The 14597-nt window shown below is 43.4% G+C and carries 13 protein-coding genes; 5 read left to right on the top strand and 8 right to left on the bottom strand.

Going from position 1 to position 14597, the window contains the following annotated elements; all coding sequences use genetic code 11:
* Positions 1–26 precede the first annotated feature (26 nt).
* The 3 genes from QT716_RS11755 to QT716_RS11745 are packed head-to-tail and all read left to right on the top strand — an operon-like array spanning position 27 to position 1835.
* Positions 27–281 (top strand): (2Fe-2S)-binding protein, encoded by a 255-nt coding sequence (locus QT716_RS11755; RefSeq protein ID WP_317936377.1) that lies wholly within the window; start codon positions 27–29, stop codon positions 279–281.
* A complete protein-coding gene (locus tag QT716_RS11750) occupies positions 278–616 on the top strand; it encodes a (2Fe-2S)-binding protein (protein ID WP_317936258.1) in 339 nt (112 codons plus the stop codon). Before QT716_RS11755 ends, QT716_RS11750 begins: the two co-directional genes overlap by 4 nt.
* Entirely contained in the window at positions 609–1835 is a 1227-nt protein-coding gene (locus QT716_RS11745; RefSeq protein WP_317936257.1) for an NAD(P)/FAD-dependent oxidoreductase, read from the top strand. Before QT716_RS11750 ends, QT716_RS11745 begins: the two co-directional genes overlap by 8 nt.
* 461 nt (positions 1836–2296) lie before the next feature.
* Here QT716_RS11745 and QT716_RS11740 read toward each other — a convergent pair whose 3' ends face one another.
* Positions 2297–3292: an ornithine cyclodeaminase family protein gene (locus QT716_RS11740; protein WP_317936256.1), complete on the bottom strand. Its 996-nt coding sequence runs from the start codon at positions 3290–3292 to the stop codon at positions 2297–2299.
* An 82-nt stretch (positions 3293–3374) separates the two neighbouring features.
* Between QT716_RS11740 and QT716_RS11735 the strand changes: the two genes are divergently transcribed.
* Positions 3375–3911, top strand: coding sequence for a helix-turn-helix domain-containing protein (locus tag QT716_RS11735; RefSeq protein WP_317936255.1), 537 nt, complete (start codon positions 3375–3377; stop codon positions 3909–3911).
* 44 nt (positions 3912–3955) lie between these two features.
* On the opposite strand, the gene QT716_RS11730 is transcribed toward QT716_RS11735, so the two are convergent.
* On the bottom strand, positions 3956–4966 hold the full coding sequence (locus QT716_RS11730) for a proline racemase family protein (RefSeq protein WP_317936254.1): 1011 nt from the start codon (positions 4964–4966) through the stop codon (positions 3956–3958).
* Between the two features lie 285 nt (positions 4967–5251).
* Here QT716_RS11730 and QT716_RS11725 point away from each other — a divergent pair, with 285 nt between their 5' ends.
* Positions 5252–6001 (top strand): sulfite exporter TauE/SafE family protein, encoded by a 750-nt coding sequence (locus QT716_RS11725; protein ID WP_317936253.1) that lies wholly within the window; start codon positions 5252–5254, stop codon positions 5999–6001.
* 150 nt (positions 6002–6151) lie between these two features.
* Here the strand turns inward: QT716_RS11725 and QT716_RS11720 are convergent, their stop codons facing one another.
* The 6 genes from QT716_RS11720 to QT716_RS11695 form a co-directional block, all read right to left on the bottom strand.
* On the bottom strand, positions 6152–6790 hold the full coding sequence (locus tag QT716_RS11720; protein WP_317936252.1) for a YkyA family protein: 639 nt from the start codon (positions 6788–6790) through the stop codon (positions 6152–6154).
* 30 nt (positions 6791–6820) lie between these two features.
* The gene (locus tag QT716_RS11715) at positions 6821–7714 is read right to left on the bottom strand and encodes a polysaccharide deacetylase family protein (RefSeq protein ID WP_317936251.1); all 894 of its coding nucleotides are present in this window, start codon (positions 7712–7714) and stop codon (positions 6821–6823) included.
* A 284-nt stretch (positions 7715–7998) separates the two neighbouring features.
* Positions 7999–9258, bottom strand: a complete 1260-nt coding sequence (locus QT716_RS11710) for an exo-beta-N-acetylmuramidase NamZ family protein (RefSeq protein ID WP_317936376.1) — start codon at positions 9256–9258, stop codon at positions 7999–8001.
* 15 nt (positions 9259–9273) lie between these two features.
* On the bottom strand, positions 9274–11391 hold the full coding sequence (locus QT716_RS11705) for a glycoside hydrolase family 3 N-terminal domain-containing protein (RefSeq protein WP_317936250.1): 2118 nt from the start codon (positions 11389–11391) through the stop codon (positions 9274–9276).
* Positions 11392–11407: 16 nt separating this feature from the next.
* Positions 11408–12994, bottom strand: coding sequence for a serine hydrolase (locus QT716_RS11700; RefSeq protein WP_317936375.1), 1587 nt, complete (start codon positions 12992–12994; stop codon positions 11408–11410).
* 676 nt (positions 12995–13670) lie between these two features.
* Positions 13671–14582, bottom strand: a complete 912-nt coding sequence (locus QT716_RS11695) for an LCP family glycopolymer transferase (protein ID WP_317936249.1) — start codon at positions 14580–14582, stop codon at positions 13671–13673.
* Positions 14583–14597 lie beyond the last annotated feature (15 nt).

Genomic DNA, 14597 nt, shown 5'->3' with positions numbered 1-14597 from the left:
AGGTGAGGGACTTGTCGGAAAATAAAATGATCATTTGTAGATGCGAAGAAGTAACTTATGGTGAATTGAAAAATACGGCGGAAACGTATAATTGCTCCGCACGAGAACTGAAATTACGGACACGTGCGGGCATGGGGTATTGCGGAGGAAGAACGTGCCGATCGATGGTGGACAGTATTGCACATGCTTCTGTTGAACGAGACGTTACCCAGGTGACTTTAAAATATCAGCCACCCATTCGACCAGTCAGCTTCGGCAGTTTGGGGGGAGTTACAAAATGACGAGCAGAATCATTCATCACCCAGTATTGGACAAAGTCGATGAAACAGATATCGTTTCATTCAAATTTAACGATACGGTTTTAACAGGGTTACGAAACGAATCGCTTGCTGCTGCACTGCTTGCGAATAATATCCGAACGCTGCGTGTTCATGAAGAAAGCGGAACACCGCGCGGAATTTATTGCAATATCGGTCACTGCTTCGAATGCCGTGTCAATGTAAATGGACAGCAAGGCGTTCGAGCTTGTCTGACGCCAGTTGAAGAAGGCATGACCGTGTCAAGCGGCGAAAAATTCCTGACGTCTGTGAAAGACTGGAGGTCGAATAATGAATAGAGTCATTGTTATCGGGGCGGGTCCCGCAGGTTTGTCTGCAGCGATCACGATTGCGGAAAACGGTTACGAAGTTCTCATTCTCGATGAATATATGTTGGCTGGCGGCCGATTGTTAGGTCAGCTTTATGAAGAAGAAAACGGGAAATGGTGGAATGGAATTAAGGAATCGAAAAGCCTGCATGACAAAGCCGTTGCGCTCGGCATTGAGATTCGCTTAGGCACACCTGTTTCCAACATTGAAAAGCTGGATGGATCTTGGGTAATTTATACAGATGAAGAAACGTACTATACTTCCCATCTCTTACTCGCAACGGGTGCAGCTGAAGTTCCGCTTTCGATTCCCGGCTGGACGCTGCCTGGCGTGATGTCCGTTGGTGCTGCCCAAGTAATGACAAATGTACATAGGGTCAAACCGGGTAATCGCGGCGTGATCATCGGAGTGAATGTGCTGTCATCCGCCATTGCGATGGAACTGAAACTTGCCGATATCGATGTGGCTGCGATTACGTTACCGAAGATGAATCAAGTGACGAAGGAATCAGGCAACCCGATGGATGTCATGAATTCCCTGCTGCACGTGTCGCATATGGCGCCTTCAGCTTTTGTTAAGTTCGGAAGCAAGTTGATGAAAAATGAGTTCATGAAAAAGATGGGGATTACATTCTTCCCTAAAAAAGGCGTGAAGATGTGGGATATCCCGATCATGCTTCGAAAAGCGGTAATCAATATTTACGGTAAGGATGCTGTAGAAGGAGTGACGATTGCTACGATTAGTGCGTCGGGAGAAGTGATTGAAGGTACTGAAGAAACTATTAGTGCTGACTTTGTTTGTATTGCTGGCGGTCTGTATCCATTGGCGGAGCTAGCGGCAATTGCTGGGTGTCCGTTCTATTATATAGAAGAGTTAGGCGGGTATGTACCTCTTCATAATGAGCGGATGGAGACGGTTCTGGATGGATTGTATGTGGCCGGAAATATTACGGGTGTTGAGGGTGCGAAGGTGGCGATTAGCCAAGGGGTTGCTGCTGGGCTTGCGATTGCGAATAGTTTTAGCGGGGGCAAGCATGAAGTGGTTATTCAGGAGGCGATTCAGACGATTGGGCGTACTCGGGATGAGGCGTTCATTCAGTTTCATCCTGATGTGAAGGAAGGTAAGGAGAAGTTGCAGCGGTATTTTGAGGAGTATGGACAGGAAGTTAAGGTGGGCGTTACTGGTTAACGTGTTGATAATGGAAGGGGCTGTCTCGAAGAGTCATGTGCATGACTTTTCGGGATAGCCCCTTTTATCTTATGAATAAAATAAGTTACGATGTTGATTTACGTTTCAGATGAACGCTTTCCGAGGGGCTTGCCCTCAGCCAATCGAACAACGAAGAGTTCGATTTGCCGTATTTCTGTGCACTTTACAGAAATTAAGGCAGCCATATGCTCCTAACGCTGCGCTTTTACTCGCAAAAGCCGTTCTTCGTGACGGCTTTCGCTACGCTCAGTCCAGGGTCTTCGGACTTCGCTGATCCCTCCGGAGTCGTCATCTTCCACTTCAATCAACGGTTCTTCTAGGAATTAGCTTCATATTCTCTAATAGGATATTTCCAAACTAAATCCCTTGGGATAAATTCACAAACTTAATAATGAGGCACAATCTCACAAGTAGCCTCACGAAAGAAATCACCCCGCCATTTAGATCGTTACGTGCTGGCCGAGGTTTTGTTGTTTGGCGGTTTCGTAGACGCCGATTGCGACGGCTAGGTCGAAGTAGGCGGCTCCTACGCATTTGAAGAAGGTGATTTCTGTATTGTTTTCACGGGCAGTTACGTTGCCGACGTAGGCGTCTTTTAGTTCGCCGTGGATTTGATCGTAAGACCAATCATTTTGCTCGTTTGCGTGGATGAGCTCCCCTGCTTCTTCGGTTGCGCCATGAAAGTCATCGACGATGATTTTGTCTGCTCGGCAAATGAATTTGTGGTCCACTTCTCTCATATGCGGCAAGTAGGAGCCGACGCCGTTGACGTGGGTGCCTGGTTGAATATCATCCCCATCGAATACGGGTGTTTCCGATCTGGTGCTGCAGTTGATGATCTGTGATTTCTTCACGGTTTCGGATTTATTCTCTTCATCTATTACTTCAATGGTTATGGAAGAAGGCACACCGAATTCGATTAATTTCTCTTTGAACTTTTCTGCATTTGCTTTTGTTCGATTGACTAGATTGATGGTCTTGATGTCTCGGACTTCCAACACACCGAGTACTTGTTCAAATGCCATGCCTCCTGTTCCGATACAAGTTAGCACTTCCGCATTTTTCAATGCATAAAGGTCCGTTGCGATTGCACTGAGTGCGCCTGTTCTTAACCGGGTTAAGTAGGATGCGTTCACGAGTGAGACGTGCTCACCTGTTTTTGCATCCGATACGAGTGTGACCCCTTGGGTGGTTTTGCCTCCGGATGCTCGGTTATGTGGGAAAATAGTGACGGCTTTCATGGCCATCAATTCTTTATCCAAATCTGCACTGGGCATATATAAGACACTAGCTTCGTGCTTTTTAAATTCTATGACGGTCCGTAACGGATTTTCTACAAGTTCCTCCACTTTCGCTTTCAAGAGGTGTTTCAAGTCTGCTACTGCTTTGTCCATTTTGTACATGCTTTGTATTGTTTTTTCGTCGAGTACGATCAAAATGTTCAACCCTTTCTTTTAACGGATTTGATAATGTGATATACATAATATAGTTAAAGAATTACTGAGGAGAGTGTTTGTGATGGATCAGCCGATCGGTGAACGGATTCGTGATATTCGTAAAGATAACAAAATGACGTTGAAAGAAGTCGCAGATCGAACCGGTTTTTCGATTAGCTTTCTTTCACAATTGGAACGAGGCAAAAGCAATGCCACATTGGAGTCGTTAAAAAAGCTTTCCTTGGCACTAAACGTAAGTCCCGCTATATTTTTTGATGAAACAACCGCCGCTTCAAGTGACGATCCCTCTTCTGAAGTCGAGAAATTAAATCACCATAATATCATGTACAAAAGCCTGCATCATTCCATGGAAGACTATGCTTTCCAACCTTTGCTGGTTAACTTGAAACCCGGTCAAAATGAAGGAAATGCGTTCACACACAATGGACAGGAATTCCTTTTTGTATTAAAAGGTGTCCTTACGGTTCTATTGAATAATGAAAAGATAGAGTTGAAAGAACACGAATCCATTATGTTCGATTCAAACCAGACGCATTACTGGTACAACTATACAGACAAAGAAGTCGTCTTCCTTTGCGTTTCCCATGAGTTTCAATAAGAGCCGACGAGACGTGATGATCTCATCGGCTATTGGTCTACGTTCTACTTGTCCTCTAGTAAAAAACCAGTCGGTAATTCATCATTAGGATCCGTCACGAATTGATGGAAACCGGTAATGTATGCAGTTCCTTCCACTTGCGGGACAACCCCTGGAATCCCGGCAACCGTTTCTTCCCCAATAATTTCTCCTTTAAATTGACCGTCCGTAATGCATTCATGGATAAATGAATCTCCATTTTTCATCGTCCCATGTGTATATAAAGTCGCGAGTCTAGCAGAAGTGCCCGTACCACATGGGGAGCGATCGACTTGTTCATCTGCAAAGATTGTAACGTTGCGCAAATCCGAGTCTTCTTTTACTGGCGCATCCGAATAAATCACTCCATAAATCCCTTTTAGACCTGGCTCATCTGGGTGAACGACGTTATAGTTCGCTTCCACATAATGCTTTATTTTAGTCCCCCACTTTTGTAATTGAGGAAGATCTTTCTTTGATACTTTAAAGTCCAATTGACTTGAATCCATAATGACATAGAATGCGCCGCCAAATGCGATATCTGCAACTAACTCCTTACCTTCTATTGTCATTTCAATCGACTTTTCTAACACGAATGACGGGACGTTTTCAAACGAGACCGATTTCACTCGGTTCTCTTCAACATTGGCATACGCAATTACTTCACCCGCTGGGCTGTCAATCACAAATCTAGGTCGTTCTTCCGTTACCGCAAAACGTCCTGTTTCGATTCCCATTGTGACCACTGCGATAATTCCATGACCACACATCGTACTCCAGCCTTCGTTATGCATAAATAGAACTCCGAAGTCCGAATCCTCTTTAGCTGGAGGGGTAATTATACATCCGTACATACCGTGATGACCTCTTGGCTCATACATGAGCACTTTTCTGAACTCATCTAAATGTTCCATGCAATACTCTCTGCGTTCTAATTGCGTGTTCCCTTTAATCTCAGGAAAACCATCCGTAATAATTCGTAAAGGTTCACCAGACACATGCATATCCACTGTTGAAATCATTTTATTAATAATCATTTCTCCATCTCCTTCTTAAATTTAAGTATATTATTGAAGTGGTACTTAAATTCAGTATAATTGAAATAGTTTAGAATAGTCAATCCATTGTTAAAAGTAAACTAGTATTCAAAGCATACAAAGTTAGAAAAAGCGTCTTTTATCACAGGGATAGCAGACGCTTTTCCTTATTATCTATCGTTGAATCCTTGCATGTTTCGTGGGATGTTGAAACGTGCCACTCAAATTTATATGTGACTATGATACGATTGAAGTTACCTTAAAACACTGGAGTGTAAAATCTATATGTCTGTCACAATATTCCTATTAGTACTGCTGGCGGTTTTCGTCGGAGCGCTCGTCCGTGCTACATTCGGGTTCGGCGAAGCAGTCGTTAGTATGCCTTTACTCGCCTTATTACCAATCGATTTATATACTTCCATCTCGTTAATCGGTTTAGCAGGATTGACGGTTGCTTGTCTAACTGTTTCAACTAATTGGCGACACATTGACCGTCCATCACTTATACGATTATCTGCTGCTTCAGTCGTTGGAATTCCAGCAGGATTATTATTGGTTAAATTCGCACCAGCAATTGTCATTACTGTTGCGCTCGGAGCGTTCCTCATTCTGTATGGTGCCTATTCCCTGGCAAAACCATTGCTATTTAAAACGTTCCAGCAACCCATGCTGAATCATCCTGCTTGGGCATTCCCATTTGGATTTGCGGCAGGTTCACTTGGCAGTGCCTATAACTTTACGGGTGTGCCGGTTGTCGTTTTCGGGACAATGCGTCAATGGGAACCTGATCGTTTCCGCGGGACATTGCAAGCACATTTCCTGATTTCAGGTGTGCTGATCGTTATTGGACAAGCGGTTGGTGGTTTGTGGACGAAGGATTTAGTTGTTTTGTTTGGGTTTTCTTTGCCGCTTCTTGTGCTTGCGACGTTATTTGGTACGTCTTTACATCGGCGTATTCCCGCTCATCGTTTTCAACATTATGTATTTGTTTTGATAGTGTTGCTTGGGGTGTTGTTGCTGACTAATCCTTCATAATTAGGATGTGTTTTGACTCTTAGTTTTACATCAATTAAACCAATTTCTATTAAACCTAAAATCGCATAATGAAAAGTACCTCTGTCCGATAGTTATTGATCGGACAGAGGTACTCTTATTCCCATTTATGAATTTTAAAGTCTATTGCTTTTAACTCAAACCCGCCATATCAAAATACTCACTCTTCACTTCATTATATTCCTCAGTAACCTGATTCACGTGTTCCACAACATCCACCATCTTTTGACTCTCATCATTAATGGTTTTAACCTGTTCTTCCAGTGCAGCCAGTTCAAAATTCCCTTGTTCCAGGTTTTCGAAAAGCTTACTTTGTGAGTCCAATTGCTTTTGATAGAGTTCAAAATAGCTGTCCATCAGTTTCTTTCGATCCTTCATCAGTGTCATGATTTTCGTTGCTGTCTTCTTCTCATCTTTGTCTTTGATCAGCTTAATATTTTCATCTATGGACATCAATGTAGCATACGCATTCTGGAAGTTTTCACGAGCCTCGTCCAATTTCTTACTTTCGGTGGAAATCTCTAAATCATTTAGTGTTTGTTTTATTGTCTCGGCATCATTATTTTCAAGACTTAATACCTTTTGGTAACTCTCGTTCACCTTTTTTCTGCTCGAGGCTAAGTCTTTTTGATTGGCTGTGAATTTGTCTTCCAAGCTTGCTGATTCTTCTACTTTTGTATGGATTTCGGTCGCTTGTTCTTGGTCCGACTGACATCCTGCTAGTACTGAAAGCAAACCTGCAAGTATGGCTAGAAACATAACTTTTTTCAAACGGGATCCCTCCTTAGGTCAACCAGTGAGTTAGCTGATTGATTGACAGCGGCCGTTACAAGGGAACGTTACGGGCGGCTGCTCATTTGTTAACACTTTCGTTTTATAGCCTTGCTTCTTAATATAAGAAAGGAGCTCTGGCAAGAATTCAATCGTATGGGGTTTATCATGAAGCAGAACGACAGGTGTAACTCCTGCATTCATGTACTCATCGATTGCTTTCTTTGTATGCTCTACATATCGTCGATCTTTTAATTCCCAGTCACGGCTGTCCACATTCCAATCCCAAACCTGGAAGTCATTTTGGTCTAACACGTAGCGCATATCTTCTGTTAAATAAGGGATACTGCCGTATGGAAGTCGGATCAGGTTGGACTGAACTCCCGTGACATCCTTAAGTATTTGGCGATCCTCAATCATTTCATCCGCAGGTGCAGACGCACTGCTGTAGATTTCACCTGCTTCATGGGTTATCCCATGTAAAGCTAGACCGAAACCTTCATTCTTCATGCGAACTACAGCTTTCGAATGTTCTTTCATATTCGGTCCCAGCATGAAGAACGTCGCTTTCATTTGATAGGCATCCAAGATATCCAACAATTGGTCCGCAACAGCAGAAGGACCGTCGTCAAATGTTAAATAAATTGCTTTTTCTTGCTGATCCATCACATTTTGCTTGGCAACTGCTTCTTTTCTTGCAATCTCTTTCTTTTGTCGTTCATCTAGTAGAATAGACTGTCTCAAAGGGGATTCTTCAAAACCGCCAATGGGTTCAAATGAAACCGGCAATGTTTCCAATGAAGTCGTATGTATGGGAGCTGTCTCCTGTTTCGTCTTATTCGCAATAAAAAATCCAGCTATTAAAACAACTACTAAGACCGAAAGAATTGCGGACAGAACTTTCCCTTTTTTGTTTAATCGCATGTTGAAGTTCGTCCTCCTATTCTTTTTAAAATGATATACTCTATTTCACTTCCATTTATGGATTAGATAAACATCAAGATTATCCAAGTTCATACCAATATGTATAGACTTTAGTTGAATCAATCAATTAATTAATTATATTAGCATATAATACCATAAAATATGTTGTTTTTCTTTTCGTGTGCCTGTACAATACAAAAGTTTAAAATTATTCACGGGCAATCATAATGTTCGATGAATCGGCAAGCAAAAGAACCGGAATCTTGCACTCCGGTTCTTCCCACTTAATACAACAAATACTGTTTACGTACGACTTGGAATCTTTTCAGGTCTTTGCCCCATCGCATTTTCATCTCTTTCACGGTCATTCCGTTTTCAATACCTGGACGGATCCAGCCATTCCCGATTAAGTTATCGAAAAATGAAGTTAGCTGAACGTCTTCAGGATAAAGGTCTTTCAAAGTCTTCACGATGTGAAGCCCCGTTTCAACAGGCTGGTATTTCGTTCTTTCAGTTACATGGACCTGGACACCGTGAGACAATTTGCCACTATGTTTCGAAAATGTCGGGGTGAAGGATGCAGCCCGGAATTTCACGCCTGGCAGATTCAAGTTATTCAGTGAAGAAGCAAGTTCTGTACTGTTAATGAACGGTGCACCGAGAAGCTCGAATGGTTTTGACGTTCCGCGTCCTTCAGAAACATTGGTTCCTTCGATTAATGCTGTACCTGGGTAAACGAGCGCTGTCTCTAGTGTTGGCATGTTCGGTGACGGCATAACAAATTGAAGTCCTGTTTCATCAAAATACGAATCCCGCTTCCATCCTTTCATCTCCACGACTTTCAAATCCGCATTGATGTTGAATTCTTTATTGAACAACTTCGCAAGTTCCCCTACCGTCATTCCGTGACGTAAAGGTATTGCATACTGTCCAACGAAGGATGCAAACTCAGGGTCAAGTACGGGTCCTTCAATCTTTTCACCCCCAAGCGGATTGGGACGATCCAACACGACAAATGGAATCCCTTTTTCCTCCGCTGCTTCCATTGCAAGCGCCATCGTGTAGATGTACGTATAGAAACGCGTCCCGACATCTTGAATGTCAAAAACGAGTACGTCTACGTTTTCAAGCATTTCAGGAGTCGGTTTTCTTGTTTTACCATAAAGGCTATAGACCGGCACACCCGTAACTTCATCGATATAATAATCGACATATTGACCGGCTTGCGCATCTCCACGAACGCCGTGTTCCGGACCGTAAAGTGCTTCAAGATGAATGTCGGGATCATTATTTAAAAGGTCGACAACACTGTTCAATTCGCTGTCAACGCCAGTCGGATTCGTGATCAGGCCTACTCGCTTCCCTCCCAGCAGGTGTTTTTCATGTTTCATGAGCCGTTCGACGCCGAGTTCAATTTTGTGAGTTCCTTTTCCTTGGCCCTTCCCTTTATGCTTGCCATTATGATGTGAGTTGTCCGCAAACGCCACTGTGAATGTTGTCATGACAAGCAATGCCGAGATGACGGCAATGAACCACTTTTTCATCATCCATTCTCTCCCTTATTCATTATAAGAAATCCCATGTCCAAATTCATAAAGTATCCCACCTAAAGGATTTGGAATCGTAACAGGCAGTTTCCCTGAAGGCTGCACGTCTCCGAAAAGAATGGAGGCAGTCGCTTTGAAACTCGCTGTCCGGAAACTGTATTGCGCTAGGTACGCATCGACATTAGGGTAAGCCATAACGTCATACGGATTTCTGACACCTACTGCAATGACAGGTGCAGTGGACTTTTCCACTAACTCATTCACCATCTTCATTTGCGGATTTTCTGGTGAACGTGCCGCAACAGTTGAAGTGGTCGTTCCAACAATCACTGCCGATGCATCCGCCACTTGGGCAAGTTCACTATCCGTCAGTGGTTTCCCCGTTTTCACTAAGATCGTGTTGTCATGTTTACTTTTCACAGCTTGGTACAATTCATCAATATAGGAATCTCCAACAACCGCTATTTTTTCTGAAACGCTTGGACGTAACGGAAGAACGCTGTCATTCTTCAACAATGTCACTGATTTCTCAGCCACTTGTTGTTCAATTTGTTTATGAGCGTCTGAACCGACTGTCTGCAGTGCATTTGAAATTTTATCCTCAATCGGCTTCGGCGTTTCTTCTTTCATAATGCCTCGTTTAACCTTTAGTGATAAAATCCGTTCCACTGACTCTTCAATTCGAGACTCTGAAATTTCACCAGAACGAACAGCGTCTACTAAACCAGTTGCCACGCTTTCAAGTCCAACAGGCATTAAGACAAGGTCCGTTCCTGCTTGTACGGCCCGAATAACTGAATCGACAGGTCCAAAATGATCTGCAATCGCCTTCATATTTAACGCATCTGTTGTGATCAGCCCATCGTATCCCATCTCTTCTCGCATTAACTCCGTCAGTACTTTATACGATAACGTTGCAGGCACATTAATTTCACTGCCGTCTTTTTTCGAAATTACAGTTGTACCGTCAATCTTCGGGAACGTCACGTGTGCTGTCATAATGGCATCCACGCCTGCCTCCATCGCTTTTTGGAACGGATACAATTCCACTTGCTTCAATCGTTCTTTGTCATAAGGGACTTCCGGTAGCCCTAAATGCGAGTCAACTGCAGTATCTCCGTGACCTGGGAAATGCTTCGCTGTACCGGATGTTCCAGTTCCTTGAAGTCCCTTTGTATACGCAACACCTAATAGAGCTGTCAATTCTGGGTCTTCACTGAACGAACGGACCCCAATCACCGGGTTATCCGGGTTGTTGTTAACATCAAAAGAAGGGGCGAAGTTCATGTTAATGCCGAGTGAATGAAGTTCTTCACCGATCGCTTCGCCGACTTTCTCCGCAAGCTCTTCAGATCGTGTTGCGCCGAGCGCCATATTGCCGGGCATGTCCGTTCCTGACTGAAGTCTTGTGACAATCCCACCTTCTTGGTCAATCGACATGATAAGTCCATATTTTTCAGAAGCCTCTTGGTAGTCGGCAACTAATCGAGCCGTTTGCTCCGTCGTTACAACGTTTTCTCTGAATAAAATCACGCCGCCTAAATGATATTTCTGAACAAGCGCTTCAATTTCCGGAGTCAATTCGGTCACATTTTTTCCGTTGTAGTTACGGAAATCCGGCATGAGCATCTGCCCCACTTTTTCTTCTACCGACATATGACGGATTGCATTTTCAATCAGTTTGTATTGCTTGCCGTTCATTTTAATCACCTTATACGCAATAGAAGGTTTTCCCGGTCTTTTCTTATGGTTTTTTTCCGGCTTCCCTTGTATCGCAATTCGGTCAGTAAACTTGCCGTCCGTCACTTCAATGAACGTCTTACCAGGTTTTCCTGAAGTGCGGACTTTACCAGTACCATCGACCGTAGCAACATTTTTGTTTTTTGATTTCCATTTCAAGTTCTTTGAAACAGCTTTAAAATCGCCACCTTTGTATACGTGTAGCGCCGTCAATTGGATAGTTCCATCATCCAATTCAGCAATAGACTCCGGGACATTTTGCAGCAAAACCAGATTCTTCACTTTCGACTTCGATGACTGCGCCATCGCCGGCTGCCCAGCCATGGCACCCGTCAAAACAAGTATCCCGATTAGAACAGGTATAACCAAATAGCGTCGCAAATTTTTCATCCGCAAATTCCTCCCTTTACTCATTTCGTTTCAACCATTCCGTCGTTTTTGAATCTGGATGCACTTTTTTACCATCCAGTTTAAAGTCCCCTACATACCACCCTCTGCCATTTACTGCCGTATCCGTTTCATATCGGAATCGGATTTGCTTGGTGCCTCGAGGTAACGAAATCGTCGTGCCGCTCCACTTCTCTTTTATTCCTGTCAGACGCGGAGCAAATTCTTCCCATGCCTGTCCATCTTTAGAAACTTCAATGACGCCATAATCCGAATCTGTCTCAAGTTCATACCACGTGTTGAATGAAAACTTCTTCGCATTTCTCGGAGTATTCATTGTTAGTGTTCGGTTCAGCTTATCCCCATATCCTGAAAACCACGCAGTCGATTTCTTTGGAATCGGTGCAGGGATTGCATCCGCTACATGTCTTACAAAATCACGTCGAACTCCGTTCAGCGAAATCGTCTTTCTTGAAGGATGTACGCGATTCGTCAATAAAATCGCGACGGTTTGGTTTTTCGGACTGATGACAATACTCGTCCCGGTATAGCCAGTGTGGCCCGCAGTTGAAGGATTGGACAGCGCATCCATATACCAGCCTTGGTTCAGTTCCCAGCCAAGCCCGTGGTCATCGCCCGCGAATTCAGGGATCTGATTTTGCGCTAACAATTTCACTGTTTTCGGTTGGAGAATACGTTTGCCGCCATATCTGCCTTCATTCAACATCATATGTGCAAAAACCCCTAAATCTTTCGCTGTAGAAAATACGCCTGCATGCCCTGCCACACCATCCAACGACCACGCATTCTCGTCATGCACTTCTCCCCACACGAGACCTCTGCCGATTTCAGGCTGATATTCTGTTGCGGCAATTCTATTTTTCAATGAAGCTGGTGGATTATACATCGTGTCTTTCATGCCAAGCGGATGAGTGATTTCCTCTTTTACATACTGATCCAATCGCTTCCCGCTAAGTTTTTCAATGATTGCACCTAACGTAATCATATTAAGGTCACTATACGTATAGCTGGTTCCGGGACTTGCTTCAAGCGGCTGCTCAAATACTAGATTTAACCGGTCCTCCCGCGTCTCTCCTTGAGAATGAAGCGGAATCCAAGCTGTAAACCCGGAAGTATGAGTCATCAGCTGTCGAATCGTCACATCTTCTTTTCCATTTGCCGCAAACTCAGGAATGTACTTCACTACGGGGTCATCCAGGCGAATCTTTCCTTTTTCATAAAGTTTCATCGCAGCTACAGTTGTGAAGATTTTACTGATCGACGCAACATCGAAAATCGTGTCAGTTTTCATAGCGACAGGGTTTTCCATCTCGGTCAACGAGTCATCCAAATAGCGCGCCGCATCACCATAAGCCTGCTGTTTCACAATGTGCCCGCTGCGAGCGACTAACACTACGGCACCCGGAGTCGTTTTCTCTGCAATCGCCTGCTTGAACACATCATCGATTTCATTCAACGGCTCGTCCCTCATTCCAGCTCCACGAACTGATCCTGGATGCAAAACTGGAGCACCGTGACCAGGATGATTCCAAGACTTATTCGGAACATGCTGCCTATGCGCCATAACTGGTTCAGTAAACACCATCCCACTCCCTAACGTACAAACAAGCACTGCAGTCAAAACTTTCTTTCTCGCACTGACCATTTGCTTCATCCTCTCCTTATTTATGTAAGCCTTTCCACCTTATCTGATTATTCAATCAATTACCATACGTCTGAAGGACCTTTATTTAGTGGAAATCTGGTAAATAAGGGAACTCGCAAATTAGTTAAATCGTAGAGTGAAACAGTACAACTTTTAATGAGTTTTTGACTTATTTCATCTAGTATTAGTGAAAGCCGGGCGTTTTGTGTGGTGTTTATATCGTTTAAAGGATATGTGAACTAGAGAAGCCGGATGAATAGTTAGAACCCAATTCTTTAATGGAGGTTTAAAATTTATGTGAATTAAAACTTCTAATATATCATTAATTTTCGTGAATATAAGTTTCATAAATCACCTTTAGAATAAAGAAAATTAAAACTATTCCCGAGTAAAAAAACGCAAAAAAGCCCTTAGCTATTAAGCCAGCCAGGGACTCTTGTGTTGTATTTGTTATAAGACCATAGAACTGTTCAGGATGAAGAATCTGTGGATTGGACGATATGCTGTTTCTGCATGATTATTTATTCATAGTCTTGGGGTATTTTTGTATGCTTGTACGTCACAAAAATCAATACTACCTCGAATAATTTCAATATTGTTTCTCATATTAGTCGGTCTAAAATTCTTCAATCATCTCATGCACCTTCCCCATCTCCTTATCAGACACCATCAAATACCAAATATCACCGATGAATTTTCCATCACCCGTCATCTGATACGTGGTCAACTCGTTGCGGACACTTTTGTAGTTCGTCACGAGATTTTGCATATCGTCGAACTTCATATTCGTCACCATGTTTTTGCCTAAAATGTCGATTAGTTTATGAATCCTTGTGACAGAGGTCATCGATGCACCTTGGTTCAGCACGCCTTGGATGACTTGCCGCTGTCTGTCGTTTCGTCCAAGATCGCCTTCAGGATCTTGTTTTCTCATGCGGACGTAAGCAAGGGCTTGTTCGCCATTTAACTTGATGTTTCCTTTCTTAAAGGAGTATTCATCCAAGTTAAATGCTCGCTCGTTCGTGACGGTAATGCCGCCAACCGCGTCGACTAGTTGTTCCAGTCCATCCATATTGACGCGGACGTAATAGTCCAAATCTATGTCGAGGAAGTTTTCCACAGTCGCTACAGACATTTCATTTCCGCCAAACGCATAAGCATGGTTGATTTTATCCGTAATGCCTTTTCCGACAATTTCAGTTCGGGTATCTCTCGGAATGCTGATCATTTGCATACGGGAATTTGTAGGATTAAGCGTCATGACAATCATCGTATCGGAACGACCGCGGTCTCCCTCTCGTTCGTCCACACCTAGAAGCAATATGTTCAGCGTCTCCCGCTGCTCTACTTTTTGTTTTGACGCGACTGCGCTTATCGCTTGAATTGGTTCATGCGTCACTTCATTTACTGTGGCTTTTACTGAGTTATAAATTGTAGAGATATAAATGCCGCCAGCGGCTGCCATCGTGAGAACAACGAACATCGAAATCCACAGCCATTTCAATCGATTGTGTTTTCTGCCATTCATCTCTTTCACCTCCGT

The sequence above is a fragment of the Sporosarcina aquimarina genome (assembly GCF_033253705.1).
In the GTDB taxonomy this organism is placed as follows: Bacteria; Bacillota; Bacilli; order Bacillales_A; family Planococcaceae; genus Sporosarcina; species Sporosarcina aquimarina.
The sequence above is the reverse complement of the archived record's forward strand: the minus strand, read 5'-3'. Positions and strand labels throughout refer to the sequence as shown.